This is a genomic window from Bradyrhizobium sp. LCT2, from assembly GCF_009931255.1.
In the GTDB taxonomy this organism is placed as follows: Bacteria; Pseudomonadota; Alphaproteobacteria; order Rhizobiales; family Xanthobacteraceae; genus Bradyrhizobium; species Bradyrhizobium diazoefficiens.
Window position 1 is genome coordinate 3,388,765 of the sequence record NZ_CP034432.1, and the last position, 22,381, is coordinate 3,411,145.

Below are 22,381 nucleotides of genomic sequence, written 5' to 3' on the forward strand. Positions count from 1 at the left end.
TGCGTCTCATGCCGCCTCATGCAACCCGGCCGGGATTGCTGTACGCTTTCGATTAGATATCGGGCGCTTCGCCTCTGTCAACGTCATCGGACAGGTGCGGGTCAAGCTTCGCGAGGCACAGGCGACACCAATGTGGCAAAATCTATCCTTGCGCGCGCGCATCAACCTGCTGCTGGCGCTTCTGCTGGCGCTGGGGCTCGCCGTCAACATCGGCCGCCAGGTCACGGAGGCGGGGCCGCGGGTGCAGGCCGAGGACCAGAGCGTGATCCGGCTCGCGCGCGAGTTCATCGAGATGATCGTGGCGGACCTGAACGAGGCGCCCGATCCGGATGCGAGGCTGAACCAGATCGCGCGCGATCTCAGCCGGCTGCGTCATGTCAGCATCGCGCTTCATGATTCCGGCGGGAACCCGCTGACGCCGCCCCGGCCCGACGCCGATGACGACACGCGCGGGCCGCCGGCCTGGTTCGTCAGCCTGGTTCATCCCGACCAGACCGCGGTCAGCGTGCCCGTCTCGATCCATGGCAAGCCCGGCTCGCTGCGGATCACCTCGCATCCGGACGACGAGATCGCCGAGATATGGGACGGCATCGTGACCCAGCTCGAGGTCGGCTCGGTGATCGCGCTCGCGCTCTTCCTGGTGATGATGACGGTGGTCGGGCGGGCGCTGGCGCCGCTCCAGTCGCTGGCGGAGGCGATGACCGAGCTAGAGGGCGGGCACTATGAGGCGCGCGTCGCGCCGGGCGGCGCGCCCGAGCTCGCCGCGATCTGCACCAAGCTCAACCATCTTGCGGCAACCCTCGGTGAGGCGGTCGAGGACAAGCGGCGGCTCGCCGAGCGCGCGGTGTCGCTCCAGGACGTGGAGCGCAAGGAGATCGCGCGCGAGCTGCATGACGAGTTCGGGCCGTATCTGTTTTCGCTGCGCGCGCATGCCAGCGCGCTGGCGAAACAGGCGGATGGACGCGCGCCGAGCGCGGACGCCGTGCGAAAACACGGCAGCGCCATGCTGGAGCAGATCAACGCGCTCCAGCAATTCACCCGCCGCGTGCTGGAGCGGCTGCGGCCCGTCGGTCTCGCCGAGCTTGGCCTCGGCCAGGCACTCGAATCGCTGTCGCGGCTGTGGCGGGAGTCGCATCCCGACGTCACGATCCAGACCACGATCGCGTCCGGGCTCGGGGCGACCGGAGAGACCGCCGACCTCACCATCTACCGCGTCGTGCAGGAAGCGCTCACCAACGTGTTCCGTCATGCCGGCGCGACCACGGTCAATGTCGTCATCGAGCCGGCGGAGCAGCTCACGCGCGATGGCCGCTTCTGTGCCCTGGTGCGGGTTAGCGACAATGGCCGCGGCATGGAGCCAGGCCAGAAGCTCGGCTTCGGCCTCGTCGGCATGCGCGAGCGGATTCTGGCGCTGGGCGGCACGCTCAACGTCGTCTCCGGCGACGGCGGCTTGACCGTCGAGGCGCTGGTGCCGACGGCGGCGGCCTGATCGGGAAAAATTCCCGATTTGGTCGGGAAAACGGGTGCGGATATTGCCCGATCTTTTGTGGCTGGCGCGTGAGCTTGTGCCGAATACACTCGTCTCGACCAAACGGCGAAAATCAAAACAGCCGGTGGTCACGGATGGGAAGGCTGGGATGGTCAAGCGTCTTTGGTTCAAGCGTCATTTGTTGATGGCCTCGGTTTCGACGGGGCTGCTGTCGGGGGTGGTCGTTGCGGGCCCTGCCGGGGCCGCGCAGAATGAGGAGACCAACGTTCAGAACCTGCCGCCGGTCGAGGTGGCGGCGCCGCCGCCCGCGACGACAAAGCGCAACGTGCCGTCGCGGCCGGTGGCGCAAGCAGGAGCATCGTCGTCGAGCCGCCCCAAGACACGCATCTACGTCTACCCGACCGCGCCGGGCACCGGCAGGGGTCTCGATGTCGACAAGGTTCCGTCGGCCATCAACGCCGTCGATGCCAACCAGATCAAGCGGACCGGCTCGCTCAACGTCACCGACGCGCTGCGCGACAACATCGCCGGCGTAAATATCACCGAAGTCACCGGCAATCCGTTTCAGCCGGATGTCGAATTCCGCGGCTTCGTTGCCTCGCCAGTGACGGGCACGCCGCAGGGCCTTGCCGTGTACCAGAACGGCGTCCGCATCAACGAAGCCTTCTCGGACGCGGTCAACTGGGACCTGATCCCGACCGCCGCGATCAGGTCGGTGACGCTGGTGACCAACAATCCCGCCTTCGGCCTCAACGCGCTCGGCGGGGCCCTCAATCTGCAGATGAAGGACGGCTTCACCTATCAGGGGGCCGAGCTCGACGTCATGGGCGGCTCGTTCGGCCGCATCCAGGGCTCGGCGCAATGGGGCAAGCAGGTCGACAAGAATTACGGCGTCTACGCCGCGCTCGAAGGCCTGCACGACAACGGCTTCCGCAATTTCTCGCAATCCGACGTGCGGCGCTTCTACGGCGACGTCGGCTACAAGGCCGGCGACAGCGAATTCCACGCCAACATGGGCATCGCCAAGAACGATTTCGGGGCCAGCGCCACCGTTCCGGCCGAGCTGCTCGACAAGTATTGGGGCGCGACCTACACGACGCCGCAGACCACAAGCAACCGCGTCGGCTATCTCAATTTCACCGGAAAGGTCGATGCGACGCCGACCTGGACGCTGGAAGGCACCGCGCATCTGCGCAGATACGAGCAGAAGCTGGTCGACGGCAACCCGACCGATGTGCAGGAATGCGGTGCGGATCCAACGCTGCTTTGCTTCGGCAATGACACCACGCCCGCGAACGGTACCAACGGCGTGCAGCTCGCCAATCCTTTTGCGCCGGGAACGATCCTCGGCGAGATCGACCGCAGCTCGATACGGTCGACCAGCTTCGGCGTGTCGGGGCAGGCCACCAACACCGATCAACTGTTCGGGCACGACAACCGCTTCGTGATGGGCACAAGCTACGACGCCAGTGCCACGCGCTACAATGCGACCGCCGAGATCGGCACGATGGGAGAAAACTACGTCGTCAGCGGCAGCGGCCTCTTCCTGGGACCGACAGGCGTACCTGACACCGTCGCAGGTCCGGTCTCGCTGCGCACCGTCAATCAATATAACGGCCTCTACGCGATGGACACGTTCAACGTTACGGATGCGCTCGCCATCACCGGCGGCGGCCGCTTCAACGTGGCGTGCATCACGCTGGAGGATCAGCTCGGCACCAGTCTCAACGGCGATCACACCTTCACCCGCTTCAATCCGGTGATCGGCGGCACCTACAAGATCACGCCGGAGCTGACCGCCTATGCCGGCTATTCCGAGGCCAACCGCGTGCCCACGCCGCTCGAGCTCGGCTGCGCCGACCCGGTCAGGCCCTGCCTGCTCGCGGCGTTTCTGGTTTCGGACCCGCCGCTGAATCAGGTCGTGTCCAAGACCATGGAGGCAGGTCTGCGCGGCACCAAGGAACTGAACATCGGTACGCTCGGATGGAAGATCGGCGGCTTCCGCGCCACCAATTATGACGACATCGTCGCCGTTCCTGCGGTCGGACGCACCGGCTTCGGCTATTTCACCAATGTCGGCAGGACGCGGCGTCAGGGGCTCGAGGCCGAGGTCAACATCAAATCGCCCACGCTCCAGTTCCAGGCGAGCTATGCGTTCGTCGACGCACGCTATCTCGACGCTTTCGAGCTCGGCTCCGAAAGTCCGTTCAGGGATCCCGTGACCGAGACCATCCAGGTCCTGCCCGGCGACCAGATTCCCGCGATCCCGCGCCACCGGGTCAAGGTCGGCATCGACTACAACGTCACCGACGTCTGGAAGGTCGGCGGCAATGCGCTGTTCGTCTCGAGCCAGTATTTCGTCGGCGACGAGTCCAACCAGTATTCGAAGCTGCCGTCCTACACGTGTTCAATCTCCACACCTCGTACCAGGTCGCGAAGAACATCCAGCTCTATGGCAAGGTCGACAACATCTTCGACAAGCGTTACGCGACCTACGGACAGTTCTTCGACCGCGAAGCCTTGCCCAACTTCACCAATGGTGGCGCAGAATTCACCGACCCGCGCTCGCTGAGCCCGGCAAGGCCGCGCGCGTTCTATGCGGGGATGCGGGTGACATTCTGAGTTCGGCGGATCGACCTTTCGCCAGGCTCGTGATGGGGTGTCGGCACCGACCTGTTCTACCTTAGGCCGATTGACACAATGTTCATGATTTGTTCTTATGCTGGCCGTCCAGCCAGGGAGCGAGCCATGGACAACCGCATCAGCGAAATCCGTAGAGTCATCAGAGCGTTACGTGTCAGCATGCGTGAGGCTGAAGCGATCATGCATGAACAGATCAACCGGGACGAGGACTGCACTTTCGTGGCCCACGAGGTCATGAAGATGCGCACGGTGATGAGCGGGCTCGTCCAGGAGCGAGCCGCCCTTGGTGACACCGACCCGATTGTCGTCGCCAGCCTCTTCATTCCCCGCCGGCGGCCGACGCCGCCGCGCGTCCATGCCGAGAAGCGCCGTCTTGTCCCGCCGCGAGAGGTGGCACGGGCATGAAGGGGGAGAGGCCGACCTACTTCTCCGACATGCAGGAGCCGCCGGAATTCCTGAAGGCGCTCGATCATGCGCGGCGCCTGTCTTGCTACGAAGGCTGGTGCCGGATGCACATCGAGGCCATCCAGGTCGCGATCGATCAATACGCGGAGGCGGCTCTCGGCAATCGGGAGTTCTTCCTCAACAAGCCGCACAGCATCGGCGGGAGTCGCAAGGCCGGCGACGTGCCGTGACATCGTGGATTCGCTTGGGCCTCAATCTTTCGCAAGCGTGAACTCGACGCGCGATCTGCAGACGGGAGGTTGGAGCGGCACGATCTACCCCCGGCTCAGCCGTTCGCGCAGAAACTCGATGAAGCGCTGCGTCTTGGCGGGGAGCAGTCTGGTCTCGGTCACGGCGTAGATGGTCATGGGCAAGCCCCGCCATTGCGGTAGAATGCGGCGCAGCCGGCCGGATGCGACTTCGTCGGCGACGATTTCCTGCGGCGTGAAAGCAATGCCCATGTCGAGCGTCGCGAGGCGGCGGAGCATGCCAATGCTGTTGAGGTGGAAACGGCCGGCAATTTCGGCTTCGACCGTTTGCGTTCCGTTGTGCAGCGTCCATGTGCTCACCCTCGTCTGACAGAGACATTGATGGCGTGCAAGATCGGCCGGTTCGCGCGGCTCGCCGTTGAGTTCGAGATAGCGCGGCGAGGCGTAGAGATTGCCGTGCAGGCGGGCGAGCGGCCGTGCGATCATGTGGGACGCCGCGGATTCTCCGATGCGGATCGCCAGATCGTACGGCTCGGAAACCAGATCGACGCGCCGCGGCGTCAGGTCGAATTCGAAATCGATACCGGGATAGTGCTGCGCGAATTCGGTGATCAGCGGGGCCAGATAGGTGTTGGCGAAGTCCACCGGCAGTGAGACGCGCAGCAGTCCGCTCGGCCGCGCCAGCATCTCGCCGAGTTGCTCGTGCGCCAGGCGCGCCTCGTCGACGATGCGCTTGCAGCGCTCGAAATAGAGCTGGCCGGCTTCGGTCAATTCGACCCTGCGCGTCGTCCGGTTCAGCAGGCGCAACCCGATTTCCTTCTCGAGCAGGCTGATCCGTCGCGACAGGGTCGAGTTGGGCATGTCGAGCGTCGCGGCTGCGCCTCGGAAACTCCTGGCCTTCACGACCTCCACGAAGAGCGCCATGTCGTTCAACAGCTCCATGTAATTATCCCATATATGGATCAATCTGATCCATTATACGGTATTTATTCCATTGGGTGGAGGGTCCATCTCCCTTCTCAGTCGTCTTCGAGAAGGAACCCGCCATGAACTCGCTATTCAGTCCCGTCCGCATCGGTGGACTTGAGCTTTCGAACCGCTTGGTCATGGCGCCTATGACGCGGTCGCGCGCCGATGCCGATGGCGTTCCCGGCGGCCTCGCCGCCGAATATTACGCGCAGCGCGCCGGGGTTGGACTGATCGTCACCGAGGGTACGCAGCCATCCGATGACGGGCAGGGCTACATGACAACGCCGGGCATCTACACGCCCGCACATGTCGCCGGCTGGCGCAAGGTTACGGACGCCGTCCACGGCAAGGGCGGCCATATCTTCATCCAGCTCATGCATGCCGGACGCATGTCGCATCCAGATAACACGCCGCATCACCGGCAGGGTGTGGCCCCGTCCGCGATCGCGCCTGATACGCCGATCTTCACGCCGAAGGGCATGCAGGATATCCCGCAGCCGCGGTCGCTCGCGACCGATGACGTGCGCCGGACCGTCGCCGACTTCCGCGACGCCGCGCGCCACGCCATCGCGGCGGGGGCTGACGGCGTCGAGATCCATGGCGCCAATGGATATCTGGTGCAGCAGTTCATTGCGCCGAGCGCGAACACAAGAACCGACGCATATGGCGGCTCCATCGAAAATCGCGCACGTTTCGCCATCGAGGTGGCCACCGCCATCGCCGGGGAGATCGGCGCGGACAGGACGGCGATCCGCCTGTCGCCTGGCATCACGATGTGGGGCATCGACGAAGGCGCCGAAGGACCGGATCTGTATCGCCATCTGGTCGGCGAGCTCGACAAGCTCTCGCTCGCCTACCTTCACATCATGCATCAGGGCGACGAGCGCCTTCTGGCCGATCTGCGCAGGCTGTGGCGCGGCAAGCTGATCGTGAACAGGCCGGGGCGTCCGCGCGATCGCATCGGCTCCGACGTCGCTGCGGGACTGGCCGATCTGGAAGCATACGGCCAGATGATCCTGGCAAATCCCGATTTCATCGCGCGCCTGAAATCCGGCGCGCTCCTGAACGAGGCCGATCGCACGACGTTCTTCGGCGGCACCGCCCGCGGGTACACCGACTATCCCGCATTGGACGCGATTGCGGCCGTCTGAGTCATCGGTCCTGTACCGCATTCGTGGTGCGGCCGCTGTTCTTCATCAATGCTTGCGGAAGGCAGACCTGCAATGAAACGCGTGGAATTGGACAAGAGCCAGAATGTCACTCCGCCGCCGCTCGAAAGCCTCCGGCTCAACGGACTGAATGTCGCGGTGATCGGTGGCACCGGCGGCATCGGTCGCGCGCTCAGCCATCAATTTGCGGCGAAGGGCGCGAATGTCCTGGTCGTCGGTCAGACTTTCCGCGATCAGGAGGTGCCGCGCATCACGTTCTTGAGGGCCGATTTGAGCTCGATGCGGGATGCGAGGCGGATCGGCGCCGAGCTGCCCGCCGGAAACATCGACATCGTCGTCTTCACGACCGGCATCATGGCCGGCCCCAAACGCGAGGTGACACCCGAAGGCATCGAACGCGATCTTGCCGTCAGCTATTTGAGCCGCCTCGTCATCCTGAACGAGATCGCACCGCGTCTCGGCAAGGACCGGACGAGGACCGACCTGAGGTCCCGCATCTTCGTCATGGGATTTCCGGGCACGGAGCAGAAGGCCGATGTCGACGACCTCAACTCGGAACAAGGTTACAGGCGCTTCTCCGCACACTCGAACACCGTGTCCGGAAACGAGGTGCTTGTCCTTCAGGCCGCCAGGCGTTTTCCCGACGTCGATGTCTTCGGCCTCAACCCCGGCTTCGTCAGGACCAACATCCGCGCCAATCTGCTCGGGTCGCGCGCGCTTGTCGCCGTCGTGGAATGGCTGACCAGCTTTATGATGATCGAGCCGGATACATACGCCGCGCGGCTGGTCCCGCTATTGGTGTCGCGCGACCTCAATGGCCGCAGCGGCGCGATGTTCAACAACAGGGCGGAGGCCATCCTGCCGAGCCCGTCAGCCAGCGAGCCGTCCTATGCGGCCGCCCTGATGGGGGCGTCCGACCGTTTGGTCAGCCGCGCGTTGGCCGGCCGGGCAGGTGAGGGAGCGGGGACATGACCGGCGTGCGTCTTTGGCTCTGACTGCCGCATGCCGCGCGCGGGTAAAGCCTGACGCCCTCTTAACGGACCGGAAACCATGGCAAATGATCCGAAAATTTTAACGAAACTGTTTGGCTGTCTGCGCGTCGGTTTGCCGGAGGGCCCGTCTGATGACAGAGCACCAGTTGAGAGAGCAGGAATCCCGGATCGCGCGTTATCGGCATCTGGAACGGGAAGTGACCGACCCGCTTGCCGCGTGTCTGCTTCATAGCATCATCGAGGATCTTGAAGCCGAGCTGCGCAGGGACCGACCGGATTGGCACGGGCCGCGCGATTAACGCTTTCTTAGCGCTAATCATGCGGATTGTTTGCGGGGGACTACCAGGGGAGACGGCTCCCATGCTGAAGGATGGCACCTACACGGCGTGGTACAAGACGCCCCTCGATCAGGGGACGGGTATCGTCCATGTCGCAGACGGCCAGATTTGGGGCCGCGACAGCCTGATGACGTATCACGGCTCCTGCAAGGTCGACGGCGATCGCTTCACCGCAACCGTGTTGACGAAACGTCATACCGATGGACGTGCGACGGTCTTCGGCGTCGATGATGAACTCACGCTGGACATCGAGGGACACTGCCCCGGCAAGATCGCGACCTACACGGCGACGGCGCAACAAGTGCCGGGAATGATCCTCCATGGAACGCTCATTCTGACGGAACAGAAGCCGGCGGCGCCTGAACAAGCCGGACAGCTCCCTGCGTTCAATCCCCGCAAGCTTCCAAAGCTTCCCAAGCGCTCGCGCTGATCGCGGGAGCGCTTCGCCGGCCGGCCGGGTCGCCCGCATCCTTATGTCGCGACCCCGGGCGGCGCAATTCTGCATCCGGCCTTCCTCAAAGCTCGCTTCTCAAACCGCCCGCGACCGGTCATTGTGCCGCCGCACCAGCATCATCCCGGGGGCAGCATCACATGTCGGACAAGGTCTCGCGTCGCCAGTTTGCCGCGCTGGCGGGATTGTCCGCGGCGGCAATCGCAAACCCTCTGGACGGCGCCGACGCCAAGCCGGCGGCCGCGGCCTCGCGCGACAGCGGCTTTCCGGAAGGCTTTCTCTGGGGCACGGCGACCTCGTCCTACCAGGTCGAGGGCGCCGTCAACGAGGACGGGCGAGGGGCCTCGATCTGGGACAGGTTCGTCCGCATCCCCGGCAAGATCGAGGACGGCTCGACCGGGGATCGCGCCAACGAGCACTATCACCGCTACAAGGAGGATATCGCGCTCATCAAGGAGCTTGGCTGCAAGGCCTACCGCTTCTCGATCGCATGGCCGCGGGTGTTTCCCGACGGCGACGGCAAGCCGAACCCCGGGGGCCTCGACTTCTACAATCGCCTGGTCGACGAGCTGCTCAAGAACGGCATCGAGCCGTGGATGACGCTCTATCATTGGGACCTGCCGCAATCGCTCCAGGACCGCTTCGGCGGCTGGCGCTCGACGGAGACCTGCAAGATCTTCGGCGACTATGCCGCCTATGTCGCCGAGCGTCTGACCGACCGCGTCAAGAACGTGTTCACGCTGAACGAGAGCGGCCGCTTCGTGCAGTTCGGCTATGGGCTCGGCATCGATGCGCCCGGCGTGACGCTGCCGCAAGGAGAGGTCAACCAGGTCAGGCACAACAGCGCGCTCGCGCATGGGCTCGCGGTGCAGGCAGTGCGCGCCCATGGCCGCCGCGGCACCAGGGTGGGACCTGCCGAGAACATCGACGTCTGCGTTCCCGCGATCGACACGCCCGAGCATGTCCGCGCCGCCGAGATCGCGCTACGCGAGATGAATGCCGGCTATCTCAACGTCATCATGACCGGCAGCTACACCGAGGCCTTCCTGAAATACGCCGGCGCCAATGCGCCGAAATACACCGACGCGGAGCTGAAGATCATCTCCTCGCCGGTCGACTTCCTTGGCCTCAACATCTACGCGCCGCAGAACTATGTGGTGCCATCCGACCAGGGCGCCGGCTTCATGCCGCTGCCGATCCCGAAATCCTTTCCGCACATGAACTCGGACTGGCTCCGCGTCGCGCCGGAGACGATCTACTGGGTGCCGAAGCTGGCGGCCAAGATCTGGAAGACGGATGCGATCTACATCAGCGAGAACGGCACCTCCGGTGACGACGTGGTGACGCCCGACGGCAAGATCTACGACACCGACCGCATCATGTACCTGCGCAACTATCTCGCCCAGCTCCAGCGCGCAACCGCCGAAGGCGTGCCGGTGCGCGGCTATTTCCTCTGGAGCCTGATGGACAACTTTGAATGGGTGTTCGGGCTCAGCAAGCGCTTCGGGCTCTATCACGTCAATTTCGACACCCAGGTCCGTACGCCAAAGCTCAGCGCGAACTACTACCGCAACGTGATCGCGAGGAACGCGGCGGGGGTTTAGCTGCGGTCTCGGTGCCTTCGCCTCTCCCCGCGTGCGGGGAGAGGCCGGAATTTGCGGCAGCAAATTCCGGGTGGGGGACTCTCCGCGAGTCCATCTGTCACCGTCCTTGCCGAAGCTCCCCCTCACCCGGATTTTCCGCTGCGCGTAAAATCCGGCCTCTCCCCGCAAGCGGGGAGAGGCGAAGGGGAGGCACCGCGCATTGACTCAACTCTCCCCCTGATTCACAACGCCTCTCAACACTCATAACAAGAGGACAACGCCAATGGCTGACGCGCTGATCATCGATACCTGCCGCACCCCGCGGGGCGTCGGCAAGGCCGGCAAGGGAGCGCTCTCGGGCATTCATCCGCAGCAACTCGGCGCAACCGTGCTGCGCGCGCTCGCCGATCGCACCGACATCAATACTGCCGACGTCGACGACATCGTCTGGGGCTGCAGCGCGCAGGTCGCAACGCAAAGCGGCGATCTCGGCCGGATGTCGGCGCTCGATGCCGGCTACGACGTGCGCGCCAGCGCGGTGACGCTCGACCGCTTCTGCGGAAGCGGCATCACCAGCGTCAACATGGCGGCATCCTCGATCATGGCGGGCGCCGAAGACCTCGTCATCGCCGGCGGCTGCGAGATGATGTCGATGGAAGGACGCCGCGGCGGCGGTCCGATGATGATGGATGGCGGCAATCTGCGCCTGCGTGCGCGGCATCCGCAGTCGCATCAGGGCGTCTGCGCCGATGCGATCGCGACCATGGAAGGCATCACGCGACGGGACGTCGATGCGCTCGGGCTGGAGAGCCAGAAGCGCGCCGCGCATGCGATCGCGAACGGGCACTTCAAGAAGAGCCTCGTGCCCGTTCATCGCGAGGACGGCAGCCTCGCGCTCGACCACGAAGAGTATCCGCGGCCACAGACCACGATGGAAGGCCTCAGCAGCCTGAAGCCGGCTTTCCCCGCCATTGCCGACTATGCGCTCGACGACAAGGGCACGACCTATCGCGGCCTGATCCTGCAAAAATATCCTGATCTGAACATCGACTTCGTGCACCATGCCGGCAACTCCTCCGGCGTGGTCGACGGCGCCGCCGCGATCCTCCTGGCCTCGCCCGCCTACGCCAAGGCGCATGGCCTTAAAGCCCGCGCCCGCGTCGTGGCGATGGCGAACATGGGGGACTCGCCGACCTTGATGCTGAACGCGCCGGTGCCGGCGACGCGCAAGGTACTGGCGAAGGCGGGCCTCTCCATCGACGACATCGACCTGTTCGAGATCAACGAGGCCTTCGCGGTGGTCGCGGAGAAATACATCCGCGACCTCAAGCTCGACCGCGCCAAGGTCAACGTCAATGGCGGCTCGATCGCGCTTGGCCATCCGATCGGCGCGACCGGCTCGATCCTGATCGGCACCGTGCTCGACGAGCTCGAGCGGCGCGACCTGAAGCGCGGTCTCGTCACCATGTGTGCCGCCGGCGGCATGGCGCCCGCCATCATTATCGAGCGCGTCTAGCCGACGCCTCCTCATCTCTCCCCGCAAAAACGGGGAGAGGGAGCGGCTGCGGTGCAATCCGACCCTTATTTTCCAGGGTGAAACGCACCCCTCCTCGCACAAAGAGGCCGGTCGTCGCTTGTCGAAAGCAGCGAATCAGCTTTAGCAAGGCTGCGTGCGGGCCTTTGAAACAAGGTAAAATCCGCTGCCCGAGGCTCCTCCGGCTCCGGAAGTAGCTAAAAAGCAGGGTTTTTTGCCACAGGGGGCCAAAAAAGCCCGTAAAATCGCGACATAACTGTGCAGAAGGCTCTAGGCCTTCGCCGGTTGGTCTAATATGCAACCGGCAACGAATCAGAGGAGACACGATGCCAGCCCAAATGTCCAAATCGCAGTTGATCGAAAAGATTGCGACCGCCACCGAGCTTTCCAAGCGCGACGTCAAGAGCGTCATGGAGACGCTGACCGACGTCGGTCACAAGGAGCTCAAGAAGAACGGCCTGTTCCTGGTGCCGGGCTTCGCCAAGTTCGTGGTCATCAAGAAGCCCGCGACCAAGGCGCGCAAGGGCACCAACCCGTTCACGGGTGAAGAGATGATGTTCAAGGCCAAGCCGGCCCGGAAGATCGTCCGCGCCCGCCCGGTCAAGGCTGCCAAGGACGCCGTGGCCTGATAAAGCAAAGGCCCCCTCGAAAAGAGGGGGCCTTTTGTGTTCGACGACCGCGAGGGCTGAAACGGAGGGGTTCAGCCTTTGCGGCGCTTGACCCGGACCGGGACCGGCTGAAGCCGCGGCTCGGGTCCCGCCAGCGCATCGCGAACCCCGTCGATGGCGCGATCAAGCAACTGGCGCAGCCGCTGCGTCTTGCGCGATTTCTTCGCTCTTTCCAGCAGTTTCTTCATCGCATTCACTCCGCCGCTTCGACCTTGGCCTCGGTCGGCTCGAGCGCTGCGGCGATGGCCTCGTCGACGCGCTCCAGCCAGATGAATTCGAGGTTGTCCCGCGCGCTCTTCGGGATGTCGTCGTAGTCCCGCTTGTTGCGCGCCGGCAGCATCACCCGCTTCAAGCCGGCGGCGGCCGCGGCCACCACCTTCTCCTTGATGCCGCCGACCGGCAGCACCAGGCCGCGCAGCGAGATCTCGCCGGTCATCGCGGTGTCGCTGCGCACGTGCGATTGGTGAGCAGTGACGTCAGCGCCGTGTACATCGCGACCCCCGCGCTCGGTCCGTCCTTCGGGGTTGCGCCCGCCGGGACGTGAACGTGGATGTCGCTTTTCTCGAACAGCTGCGGATCGATGCCGAGCTGGCTGGCTCTGCTCTTCACCAGCGTCATCGCCGCCTGCACGCTCTCGCGCATGACGTCGCCGAGCTGGCCGGTCAGGATCATCCCGCCGCGGCCCGGCACGCGCGAGGCCTCGATGAACAGGATGTCGCCGCCGACCGGCGTCCAGGCGAGGCCGGTGGCCACGCCCGGGATGCTGGTGCGCTGCGCGATCTCGCCTTCGAAGCGCGGCTGGCCGAGCACGGTGGCGATGTCCTTCACCGTCACCACGACCTTCGCAGCCGAGCCTTCGGCGACCTGCACCGCAGCATGGCGGAACACCTTGCCGATCTCGCGCTCGAGGTTACGCACGCCGGCCTCGCGGGTGTAGCCCTTGACGATCAGCTTCAGCGCGTCCGGCTCGATCTCGGCCTGCTCGGCCGTCAGGCCGTTGGCCTCGAGCTGCCGCCGCACCAGATAGCGCTTCGCGATCTCCAGCTTCTCGTCCTCGGTGTAACCGGCGAGGCTGATCAGCTCCATGCGGTCCAGCAGCGGACCCGGAATCTGGTCCAGCATGTTGGCGGTCGCGATGAAGACAACGCGCGACAGGTCGAAGGGCACGCCCAGGTAATTGTCCCGGAACGTCCCGTTCTGCTCGGGGTCGAGCACCTCCAGCATGGCGGCGGAAGGATCGCCCTGCACGCCACGGCCCATCTTGTCGATCTCGTCCAGCATCATGACGCAATTCCGGCTACCGGCCTTCTTGATGCCCTGGATGATGTTGCCGGGCAGCGCGCCGATATAGGTGCGCCGGTGACCGCGGATCTCGGCCTCGTCATGCACGCCGCCGAGGCTGACGCGCACGAAAGGGCGATCCATCGCGCGTGCGATGGACTGGCCGAGCGAGGTCTTGCCGACGCCGGGCGGGCCGACGAAGCACAGGATCGGCGCCTTGCCCTGCGGGGCGAGCTTGCGCACCGCCAGGTATTCGATGATCCGGCTCTTGATCTTCTCCAGGCCGAAATGATCGGCATCCAGGATGCGGCGCGCCTCCTTGATGTCGATCGGCTTCTCCGCGGGCAGCGCCCAGGGCAGCTCGATCAGCCAGTCGAGGTAGGTGCGGACCATGCCGGCTTCGCCGGCGGCCTCGGGCATGCGCTCGTAGCGGCGCAGCTCCTTTTTGGCGTGCGCCTCGGCCTCCGGCGGCATCTTGGCCTGGGCGATGGCAGCGTTCAGCTCGGCGACCTCGGCCGCCTTGCCGTCGCCTTCGCCGAGCTGGCGCTGGATGGTCGCCATCTGCTCGCGCAGGATCGCCTCGCGCTGCCGCTCGTCGAAGCTGGCGCGGGTCTTCTGGCCGATCTCGTTGGAGATGCGCAGCACCTCCAGCCGCTCCGCCAGGTGCTTCGACACCTTCTCGACCCGCAAGGAGAGGTCGATGGTCTCCAGCACTTCCTGCTTGTCCTGCGGCTTGATGTCCATGAACGACGTCGCCAGGTCCGCCAGCGCGCCGGGCGCGGTGGTGCTCTGGAACATCGCGACCAGCTCGGGCGGCGCCTGCGGCAGCAGCTCGATCGCCTCGATCGCCTGGCGCTGCAAATTCAGCGCGCGCGCCTCGATCTCGGGCGAGGTCGTGGTCGGCTCCGGAATCTGCTGGATCCGCGCGGCCGGGAACGGCGTCCCCGGCAGGAAGTCGAGGATGCGCGCGCGCTGCACGCCCTGGCAGACGATGTGGTGGGTGCCGTCGGGCGCGGTGATGTAGCGCACGATGTTGGCGATGGTCGCGACCCGATAGAGATCGTCCGGCCCCGGCTCTTCGGTCTCCGGGCTGCGTTGCAGGACGATGCCGACCGGCCGCTGCTCGCGCAGCGCCTGCTGCGCGGCGGCGACGGACTTCGGCCGCGCGATCGCGATCGGCGCGATGGCGCCGGGAAACAGCACCATCTCGCGCACGGGGATGATGATCAGTGCGTCGTCGGGGATCTTCACGTCGGACTCGGTGGAATTGGTCTGTGCGTTATTCATCTGTTCGGTGGCCATGATCGACCTCAGGATTTGGCGAGGCGCAGCGCGACGCAGCCGTCCATCACGAAGCGGCTGATGGCGTAGCGGCCAAGGGGCAATGCAATGCGGCGCTCAAAACGTCCCTGCGGCAGCTCGAGCCGGTGGATGCGGGCGTTGCGAAGCTCCGGCGGAAGGGTGCGCTGGCCGGAGATGACGAGCGCGCCGTCATGGATCACCGTCTCGACATTGTCGGGATTGACGCCGGGAAGCGCGACCAGGATCAAAAGCTCATGCTCGGTTTCGAGCACGTCGATCGGCGGCTCCCAGCAGGCTTCCTGGCGGCCGAACTGCTGCCGCAGCCGTTCGGCGCGGGTCAGCGAGTCCAGGGCTTCGGACAGCATCCAGTCGAGGGGATTTTTGGGTTGCATGGCAAAACTCGGGGAAGGCGCTGCGGTTGGAAAACGAGGATATGGGGACGGTTCCCCAAAATTCCAGCATCGCGCGTTTGGAGCATGCCTGTCCCCTCGAACCCGAGGAGGCCCTTGCAATCAGTCGCTGCGACGCCGCGGAGATGTTCCGCGGCGTCGTAGGCAACAGTTGGGCCGGGGCGCGCCGATCAGGCGGCGGCGCGGTATTCTTCTTCCGCTTCGAGGTTGATCACGGAGGTGGCGAGCTCGGTCAGGGCGTGATCGGTCGCCTCTTCCTCATCGAGCGTCGCCTGGAGCAGCCTGGCGGCGTCCGGCATGCCGAGCTCCTCGGCCCAGGTGCGCAGCGTGCCGTAGCGGGAGATCTCGTAGTGCTCGACGGCTTGCGCCGCGGCGAGCAGGCCGGCGTCGAGGGCAGGGGCGTTCTTGAAATCCTTCATGATCTCGGCGCCCTCGTCGGTGATGCCGTTGATCGCCTCGCAGGGCTTGCCGCGCGCGGGCTTGCCCAGCATCTTGAAGATCTGGTCAAGGCGTTTGACCTGGCCCTGCGTCTCGCGCAGATGCTTGTTGAAGGCGGCGGACAGCTGCTTGGAGTGAGCCGCCTTCGCCATCTTCGGCAGCGTCTTGATGATCTTGTTCTCGGCGTAATAGATGTCCTTCAGCGTCTCCAGAAACAGGTCGCTCAACATCTTCGGCGCCTGACGCGGGCGGCGCGCCGCGGACTTTTTCGCGTTCGCACGTTTCTTTGCTCGTTTGGCCATAAATCCTCCTCTTGAGGCGACACGGGAAGGCGAGGCCCTCCTCAATCCTCGCGCGACCAAGACTCTGCGAGGGCAAATGTTCCTCGCGAAGGCCGCGTCGAGCCGTTATGGATTGCGGCCCCACCTCGCGCGAGACCCAGCCGCATGCTCGACTTCGCCCTGTCCGCCTTCGTGACGCTGCTGCTGGTGGTCGATCCCGTCGGCCTTGCGCCGGCCTTCCTGGCCGCGACCGGGGGCATGCCCGACACGGTCAAGCGCACGATCGCGCTGCGCGCGCCGCTGATCGCAGCCTCGATCCTGGTGGTGATCGCGCTGGTCGGAAACTGGCTGTTGCGCCAGCTCGGGATCGGCATCCCCGCGTTCCAGATCGCCGGCGGGCTGCTGCTGTTCGGCGTCTCCTACCAGATGATCTTCGGCGACCGCCCGCATCGCGAGGCCCGCGAGGCCGACAAGGCGACCTCGGAGCACGCGTCCGATGTCGCGGTGTTTCCGCTGGCGATCCCCATGATGGCCGGTCCCGGCGCGATTGCGACCACATTGCTGTTGACGGGCGATGCCGGCTACGGGGCGCGGCTCGCGATCATCATCGCGGTCGTCCTCTCGGTGTGCCTGCTCTGCATGCTGTGCTTTCTGTCCGCGCGCCTGATCGCCCGCACCCTCGGGCGCACCGGAAATGCCGTGCTTTCGCGCGTGCTCGGCATGCTGCTCGCCGCCTATTCCGTGCAGTTCGTGATCAACGGCATCGCGGCCGTCCGGGCGAGCCTGCCGTAGGATTGCGACGATCCGTTAATCCGTTGATTTTACGGTCTATTTCGTGCCGCGCCGGACCGGCCGGCGAGACGACAGGCAGTCCGGTCGCTTTCGCTTGCGCTGCCATATTGCTTTGACGTACTTCCGGTCTGACAAACGCCCATCGCCAAGAAGTCGAGATGAAATCGGGATGTCGATGACCGTGGACGAGCTCGCCAAGAGACAGGCCATCATCGACGCCTGCCGCCGCATGAATGCGCTCGGCATCAACCAGGGCACATCAGGCAATATCAGCGTCCGGCATGTGAACGGGCTGCTGGTCACGCCGACCAGCGTGCCCTATGAGGCCATGACGCCGGACCAGATCGTGTTCATGGCGATGGACGGCTCGCACGCGCCCGATCAGAAGCCGTCCAGCGAGTGGCGCTTCCACCGCGACATCCTGAAGGCCCGGCCCGACGTCAACGCCGTGGTCCACGCCCATCCGACCTATTGCACCATCCTGGCGATCATGGGCATGGAGATCCCGCCGGTGCACTACATGATTGCGGCCGCAGGCGGCGACAGCATCCGCTGCGCGCCCTATGCCACGTTCGGAACGGAGGAACTGTCCGAACATGCGGTGCGGGCGCTGGAGGGGCGGCTTGCCTGCCTGCTCGACCATCACGGCATGATCGCGATCGGCAAGACGCTGGACAAGGCGATGTGGCTCGCTGTCGAGGTCGAGACCCTGGCGCGGCAATATCACGGCTGCCTCCAGATCGGGAAACCGCCGCTGCTCTCTAGCGCCGAGATCGAACGCGTGCGCCAGCGCATGTCCGGCTACGGCATGTCGGAAGGGTAGGGCGGGCAGAAGGTGTTCGTGCGGATCAGACATCTCGCCGATCGCAAGGGATCGAACCGCCTCATGGTTCGCCTGCGCGCGCTCTTGCGCAGCAACGAGTTCTACCTGATCCCGCTCGCACTGGTGATCGGCACGCTGGCCGGCGCCATCGTGACGCTGATGGCCGAGATCGCGCAGATTGCCCATATGGTCATCTACGGCATTCCCGTCGACGTCCGCCTGTCGGCCAACGCCAGGGTCAGCCCCTGGGCGGCGCTGATCGCGCCTGCGCTCGGCGGATTGGCGCTCGGCATCATGGAATGGTCGCGGCGGCGGATGAAGATCTCCAGCGCGGTCGACCCGATCGAGGCCAATGCGCTGCGCGGCGGCAATCTGTCGATGCGCGACAGCCTGGTGGTGTCGAGCCAGACGCTGATCTCCAACGGCTGCGGCGCCTCGGTCGGCCTCGAGGCCGGCTATACGCAGATCGGCTCCGGCATCGCCTCGCTGCTCGGCAAGTTCTTCAATCTGCGCCGCAACGATCTGCGCCTGATGGTCGGCTGCGGTGCGGCCGCCGCGATCGCCGCGGCGTTCGGCGCGCCGATCACCGGCGCCTTCTACGCCTGCGAGCTGATCGTCGGCGTCTATTCGGTCGGCAGCGCCGCCCCGATCCTGGCGGCCTCGCTCGCAGGTGCGCTGACCGCGCAATGGCTCGGCGGCGCGCCGTATTCGCTGGAGATACCGAAGGTCAGCGCCGTCGGCGTCGAGCAGTACCTGGCACTGATCGGTCTCGCCCTCATCACCAGCGGCGTCGGCATCGCCGTGATGCGCTCCTCGCCGATGTTCGAGCGCCTGTTCGCCTGGCTGCCGGTCTGGCTGCGTCCGGTGATGGGCGGCCTCGTCGTCGGCGGCTTTGCCATCGTCACGCCGCAGGTGCTGGCGGCCGGCCACGGCGCCATGGTGCTCGATCTCTTTCACGACATGACGATCGGCCTGATCGCGCTGATCATCGCCCTGAAGGTGACGGCCTGCCTGATCTCGCTCGCCTCGGGCTTCCGCGGCGGCCTGTTCTTCGCTTCGCTGTTCGTCGGCAGCCTGATCGGAAAGTTCTTCTCCGCGGTGCTGTTGCTGATCAGCCCGAACTTCGTGATCGATCCGCTGGTGGCGATGCTGACGGGCATGGCGACGCTCGGCGTCGCAATCGTCGGCGGTCCCCTGACGATGTCGTTCCTCGTGCTCGAGATGACCCGCAATGTCGACGTCACCGCCGTGGTGCTGGCCGGCTGCATCGTGACCTCGATCTGCGTCCGCTTCATGTTCGGCCACTCCTTCTCGACCTGGCGCCTGCATCTGCGCGGCGAGACCATCCGCAGCGCCAACGACGTCGGCTGGCTGCGCAACCTGACTGTCGAGCGGCTGATGCGCTCCGACGTCGGCAAGGTCCCGTCGACCACGACGATCGCCGCCGTACGCCGCGAATTCGTGCTGGGCTCGCGGCCGGGAGTCGTCATCGTCAACAATGCTGACGAATATATCGGCCTCGTCCTGCTGCCCGATCTGTTCTCCAGCGACCTCGACACCATCGCCGACGACATCCAGGTGATCGAGCTCGCCCGCCTGATCGACATCGTGCTGATCCCGGAAATGAACGTGAAGTCGGCGATGGCGGTGTTCGACGAAGCGGAAGCCGAGATGCTGGCGGTGGTCGATTCCACCGACAGCCGCAAGGTGGTCGGCTTCCTCACCGAGAATTTCGCCCGCCGCCGCTATGTCGAGGAGATCGACAAGGCCACGCGCGGCGTGCTCGGGGCGCTGTCGTAAAGCGGGATGAGATCGGAGTGAATCGTCATCGCGCTTCACGTTGGTGTTTGAGCGTGATCTTTCGGAAGGCCGCTAGGCGCGTTTCCGGATCATTGCGATGGAGACGCGACGACGCAGGCCACGATCCGGCGGACCAGTGGCAGCACCATCAGCAGCGTTGGAAAGGCGACAAGCCATGACAGCGCCCAGGCGCCCGGCCAGGTCGCGAGGAAGGCCGGCGTTGCGCCGAGGCTTCGTAGCGTCGAAATGACCGACACCACCGCTGTCATGAGGATGGACAGTACAAAGGGCATCACGATCGGCGCATAGCGCGCCGGCAGTTTGCGAACCGCAATCATCTGGTTTCTCTTACGGAAAAGGACGCGTCAGTCACGTTGAACCCTGCAAATGGCATCGATCCCGACGGCGTCGGTTGATGCGTTGGTTCACGTGAAACGCTTACGGCGACCGAAAAACGGCGCGGCTGTTCATTATCCGCTCAGGTTGCGTGGCGCAAGCTGGATCAGGTGGTTCGGTTTATAATCGTTCAAGGCGTGGCAGATTGCCGCGATCACGAAACCATTTCAGTGCTTTGCGCGTTACCGACGGTTTGCATCGATGTGTTTGAGTGAAAGCAGAGGAAGGTCAAAATGAGCAGACTCATGATTTCCGCAGCCGGCCGCAACACCGTCCTGGCCGCGTGCGCAGGCCTGGCGCTGCTCGCAACCTCGGTATCGCCCTCGGCTGCGGCATCCCTGGGGCCGGCACAGGCGGCGTCCGCGAAGGCAGGTCAGGCCTCCTCCGACGTCACTGATTTCAGCGCAGCACGCCGCCACCGCTACTATCGACGCGGGCCGAACGCGGCGGGCCTCGCCTTCATGGGCGCCGCGGCGGGCATCATCGGCGGGGTGATCGCCGAGCAGCGACGCCGCGACTATTATGAGGACCACTATTACTATGGGCGGCGTCCTTACTATGGCGGTCCGGGCTATTACGGCGGCAGTCCCTATTATTACGACCCGGGCTACTGATATCAGCCGTATTAGTCGGCTGTTTTCGCCATAGCTGTTTCGTCGCAGCCCGGGTGAGCGCAGCGATACCCGGGACCGCTGTAGCGCGTGGCAAGACCCCGGATGTCGCTTCGCTCATCCGGGCTACGAGATCTTGCCCGACGGGCAAAACACCTGCGAAGCTGTCAATCCACTTGCGCAAAAATATTCCACTTTACCGAAATTCGGAAATGCCGTATGTGTCGCCCATCCCGGCTCATCCTTGAGGGGCGATCTTGTGTCGTCACGTTTCGCGAGCCGGGCTTGCGGTGGACGCGGCAGCGTCGGGCGCGAGAGGTCAAGGGCAGGGCGGATTGCTCTCCGTGAGCCCAGGACTTCGCGCTGGATGAGCGGCGCTGTCAGGTTCGTCTCGCCTATAAGTTTCCGGCTCCGTCGACAGGGCCGGGAAAACTGCGGCGAGCAAGCGAGCCGTGCGTACGGCAGAACCGTGTGGTCCTGGCCGTCGTTGCTACGGTCAAGCTCTTGCGAATGCGGCAGTTGCGTCAACCGGCGCGGTGCCGGCGACTTTCGCGAGAGCGAGGGAGGCCAGAACGAACTCGGCTCCCGGGAGAGCACGGCATAAGCCGTCCAACCACTGCGCAGGGAAGGCCGAGTGATTGGCTACACCTGTATGCTGCTGTGCGGTTCTTTTGCGCTACCTTTCGCGCAGCGGACCGCGGGTGCTAGGTCAGCACCCGGCCTTCCCTGCGCCCTCTTGGCTAATGAGGGTGGAGCGACGAAGCAAAGCTCGGGCGAATTAAGCCGCGAGGACGGGAAGGCGTGTCTGCGAGTCGGGACTCGAGTTAGAGGATGACGCCGATGCGTCTCGCTCCGTCATTGCGAGCGCAGCGAAGCAATCCAGAGTCTTTCCGCGGAGGCGGTCTGGATTGCTTCGTCGCATCAGCGCAAAATTGCTTCGCAATTTTGTCGCGAGCTCCTCGCAATGACGGCATTGAAGCATTTGCGCTCTATCGCGCTAGGCTTCCAGCATCACCGTCCCGCCGGCGCCGACATGGCGCCGTTGGCGTAGCGCGACCAGTCGGGCGCGGTCGGCTGCGACGGCCAGAGTGCGGCGTTGGAGTCGCGTACCGATTGAGTGATGGGAGCCGGTTGCGCCTTGCGGGCGTGGTGGCGGTCGCTGGCTGCGGCGGTCTGGATGGTGGCGGCGGCAATCAGCGTTGCGCCGAGAATGGCGAAAGTCTTTTGCATCGTTGTTTCTCCCGTGACGACGCTCCGGCTGTGAGACATGATTTCGTCGTCGCGGCTGACATGGCGATGGGCCCTGCCAAATATCAGCAGCGCCGGCCTCACGATCGGAAGCGCAGCCATCACGTTGCGGCGAGCAAATTTTTTGGTCCCGGCTAAATATTCGGCAATCGGCCGGTTGGGCCCGATGGACTTGCCCCCGGCAATCCGGTTGAATGGGGCGAATTGGTTTTCAGGCGACAACGATGTCGAAATATCTGCTGGTCCTTCTTCTGATCTCCTCGCCGGCCGCGGCGCAGGTCAAGCTCACTCCGAAGAGTGCGGCGGCGCATCCGGACCCCTGCGCGCCGATCGGGCGGACCGCGGACGGCAAGCTGGTCTACTCGATGAAATGCGAGAACCTTCCCGCACCGCCTCCACCCCCGCCGCAGGCGGAACTCAAGGAGGCGCCGCCGCCTGCCGCCGAGCCCGAGCCGGAGACGCGGCGGAGCGGCATTTTCGGCTGGTCCTACGACCGCAGGTGAGGGGCCG

General features: G+C 64.9%; 21 protein-coding genes and 2 pseudogenes. 16 read left to right on the forward strand and 7 right to left on the reverse strand.

Annotation, left to right across the window (positions count from 1 at the left end; all coding sequences use genetic code 11):
* Nucleotides 1-130: 130 nt before the first annotated feature.
* The 4 genes and pseudogenes from EI171_RS16405 (at nucleotide 131) to EI171_RS16420 (ending at nucleotide 4,767) form a co-directional block, all read left to right on the forward strand.
* The gene (locus EI171_RS16405) at nucleotides 131-1,489 is read left to right on the forward strand and encodes a histidine kinase (protein ID WP_060908392.1); all 1,359 of its coding nucleotides are present in this window, start codon (nucleotides 131-133) and stop codon (nucleotides 1,487-1,489) included.
* Nucleotides 1,490-1,637: 148 nt separating this feature from the next.
* Nucleotides 1,638-4,111, forward strand: a pseudogene (locus tag EI171_RS16410) (TonB-dependent receptor).
* 126 nt (nucleotides 4,112-4,237) lie between these two features.
* Nucleotides 4,238-4,537, forward strand: coding sequence for a hypothetical protein (locus EI171_RS16415; protein ID WP_028174385.1), 300 nt, complete (start codon nucleotides 4,238-4,240; stop codon nucleotides 4,535-4,537).
* Nucleotides 4,534-4,767: a hypothetical protein gene (locus EI171_RS16420; protein ID WP_027546492.1), complete on the forward strand. Its 234-nt coding sequence runs from the start codon at nucleotides 4,534-4,536 to the stop codon at nucleotides 4,765-4,767. Before EI171_RS16415 ends, EI171_RS16420 begins: the two co-directional genes overlap by 4 nt.
* A gap of 84 nt (nucleotides 4,768-4,851) precedes the next feature.
* Here the strand turns inward: EI171_RS16420 and EI171_RS16425 are convergent, their stop codons facing one another.
* Nucleotides 4,852-5,727, reverse strand: a complete 876-nt coding sequence (locus EI171_RS16425) for a LysR family transcriptional regulator (protein ID WP_060908389.1) — start codon at nucleotides 5,725-5,727, stop codon at nucleotides 4,852-4,854.
* A 104-nt stretch (nucleotides 5,728-5,831) separates the two neighbouring features.
* Here EI171_RS16425 and EI171_RS16430 point away from each other — a divergent pair, with 104 nt between their 5' ends.
* From EI171_RS16430 to EI171_RS16455, 7 genes are all read left to right on the forward strand, one after another.
* Entirely contained in the window at nucleotides 5,832-6,905 is a 1,074-nt protein-coding gene (locus EI171_RS16430; protein ID WP_028174386.1) for an alkene reductase, read from the forward strand.
* Nucleotides 6,906-6,977: 72 nt separating this feature from the next.
* Nucleotides 6,978-7,895, forward strand: coding sequence for an SDR family NAD(P)-dependent oxidoreductase (locus tag EI171_RS16435; protein WP_246740560.1), 918 nt, complete (start codon nucleotides 6,978-6,980; stop codon nucleotides 7,893-7,895).
* A 151-nt stretch (nucleotides 7,896-8,046) separates the two neighbouring features.
* Nucleotides 8,047-8,214, forward strand: coding sequence for a hypothetical protein (locus tag EI171_RS44760; RefSeq protein ID WP_165448169.1), 168 nt, complete (start codon nucleotides 8,047-8,049; stop codon nucleotides 8,212-8,214).
* 61 nt (nucleotides 8,215-8,275) lie between these two features.
* Nucleotides 8,276-8,683 carry a hypothetical protein gene (locus EI171_RS16440; protein ID WP_028174388.1) on the forward strand — a complete coding sequence of 136 codons (408 nt, stop codon included), beginning with the start codon at nucleotides 8,276-8,278 and terminating at the stop codon, nucleotides 8,681-8,683.
* Between the two features lie 161 nt (nucleotides 8,684-8,844).
* Nucleotides 8,845-10,308, forward strand: a complete 1,464-nt coding sequence (locus EI171_RS16445; protein ID WP_161534002.1) for a GH1 family beta-glucosidase — start codon at nucleotides 8,845-8,847, stop codon at nucleotides 10,306-10,308.
* Between the two features lie 262 nt (nucleotides 10,309-10,570).
* Nucleotides 10,571-11,803 (forward strand): acetyl-CoA C-acetyltransferase, encoded by a 1,233-nt coding sequence (locus tag EI171_RS16450; RefSeq protein ID WP_028174390.1) that lies wholly within the window; start codon nucleotides 10,571-10,573, stop codon nucleotides 11,801-11,803.
* A gap of 344 nt (nucleotides 11,804-12,147) precedes the next feature.
* Nucleotides 12,148-12,450, forward strand: a complete 303-nt coding sequence (locus EI171_RS16455; protein WP_008139488.1) for an HU family DNA-binding protein — start codon at nucleotides 12,148-12,150, stop codon at nucleotides 12,448-12,450.
* A 71-nt stretch (nucleotides 12,451-12,521) separates the two neighbouring features.
* On the opposite strand, the gene EI171_RS44765 is transcribed toward EI171_RS16455, so the two are convergent.
* The 4 genes and pseudogenes from EI171_RS44765 to EI171_RS16470 all read right to left on the reverse strand — a co-directional run bounded on the left by EI171_RS44765 (nucleotide 12,522) and on the right by EI171_RS16470 (nucleotide 16,222).
* A complete protein-coding gene (locus EI171_RS44765) occupies nucleotides 12,522-12,677 on the reverse strand; it encodes a hypothetical protein (RefSeq protein ID WP_166466033.1) in 156 nt (51 codons plus the stop codon).
* Nucleotides 12,678-12,682: 5 nt separating this feature from the next.
* Nucleotides 12,683-15,072 (reverse strand): annotated as a pseudogene (lon, locus tag EI171_RS16460) (endopeptidase La).
* Nucleotides 15,073-15,080: 8 nt separating this feature from the next.
* On the reverse strand, nucleotides 15,081-15,464 hold the full coding sequence (locus EI171_RS16465; protein WP_011088914.1) for an Hsp20/alpha crystallin family protein: 384 nt from the start codon (nucleotides 15,462-15,464) through the stop codon (nucleotides 15,081-15,083).
* A gap of 188 nt (nucleotides 15,465-15,652) precedes the next feature.
* Nucleotides 15,653-16,222 (reverse strand): ferritin-like domain-containing protein, encoded by a 570-nt coding sequence (locus EI171_RS16470; protein WP_161534004.1) that lies wholly within the window; start codon nucleotides 16,220-16,222, stop codon nucleotides 15,653-15,655.
* Between the two features lie 144 nt (nucleotides 16,223-16,366).
* On the opposite strand from EI171_RS16470, the gene EI171_RS16475 reads away from it, so the two are divergent.
* The 3 genes from EI171_RS16475 (at nucleotide 16,367) to EI171_RS16485 (ending at nucleotide 19,616) form a co-directional block, all read left to right on the forward strand.
* Nucleotides 16,367-16,993, forward strand: coding sequence for a MarC family protein (locus EI171_RS16475; RefSeq protein WP_110116810.1), 627 nt, complete (start codon nucleotides 16,367-16,369; stop codon nucleotides 16,991-16,993).
* Nucleotides 16,994-17,162: 169 nt separating this feature from the next.
* Nucleotides 17,163-17,816: an L-fuculose-phosphate aldolase gene (locus tag EI171_RS16480; RefSeq protein WP_202633153.1), complete on the forward strand. Its 654-nt coding sequence runs from the start codon at nucleotides 17,163-17,165 to the stop codon at nucleotides 17,814-17,816.
* Between the two features lie 12 nt (nucleotides 17,817-17,828).
* Nucleotides 17,829-19,616 carry a chloride channel protein gene (locus tag EI171_RS16485; protein ID WP_011088910.1) on the forward strand — a complete coding sequence of 596 codons (1,788 nt, stop codon included), beginning with the start codon at nucleotides 17,829-17,831 and terminating at the stop codon, nucleotides 19,614-19,616.
* A gap of 89 nt (nucleotides 19,617-19,705) precedes the next feature.
* On the opposite strand, the gene EI171_RS16490 is transcribed toward EI171_RS16485, so the two are convergent.
* A complete protein-coding gene (locus EI171_RS16490) occupies nucleotides 19,706-19,954 on the reverse strand; it encodes a DUF2798 domain-containing protein (protein ID WP_027546509.1) in 249 nt (82 codons plus the stop codon).
* 291 nt (nucleotides 19,955-20,245) lie between these two features.
* Between EI171_RS16490 and EI171_RS16495 the strand changes: the two genes are divergently transcribed.
* Entirely contained in the window at nucleotides 20,246-20,626 is a 381-nt protein-coding gene (locus tag EI171_RS16495) for a hypothetical protein (RefSeq protein ID WP_161534006.1), read from the forward strand.
* A gap of 1,008 nt (nucleotides 20,627-21,634) precedes the next feature.
* On the opposite strand, the gene EI171_RS45710 is transcribed toward EI171_RS16495, so the two are convergent.
* Complete coding sequence (locus tag EI171_RS45710; protein WP_236842105.1) at nucleotides 21,635-22,093, reverse strand: hypothetical protein; 459 nt, start codon at nucleotides 22,091-22,093, stop codon at nucleotides 21,635-21,637.
* A 2-nt stretch (nucleotides 22,094-22,095) separates the two neighbouring features.
* Between EI171_RS45710 and EI171_RS16505 the strand changes: the two genes are divergently transcribed.
* Nucleotides 22,096-22,374, forward strand: a complete 279-nt coding sequence (locus EI171_RS16505; protein WP_038966722.1) for a hypothetical protein — start codon at nucleotides 22,096-22,098, stop codon at nucleotides 22,372-22,374.
* Nucleotides 22,375-22,381 lie beyond the last annotated feature (7 nt).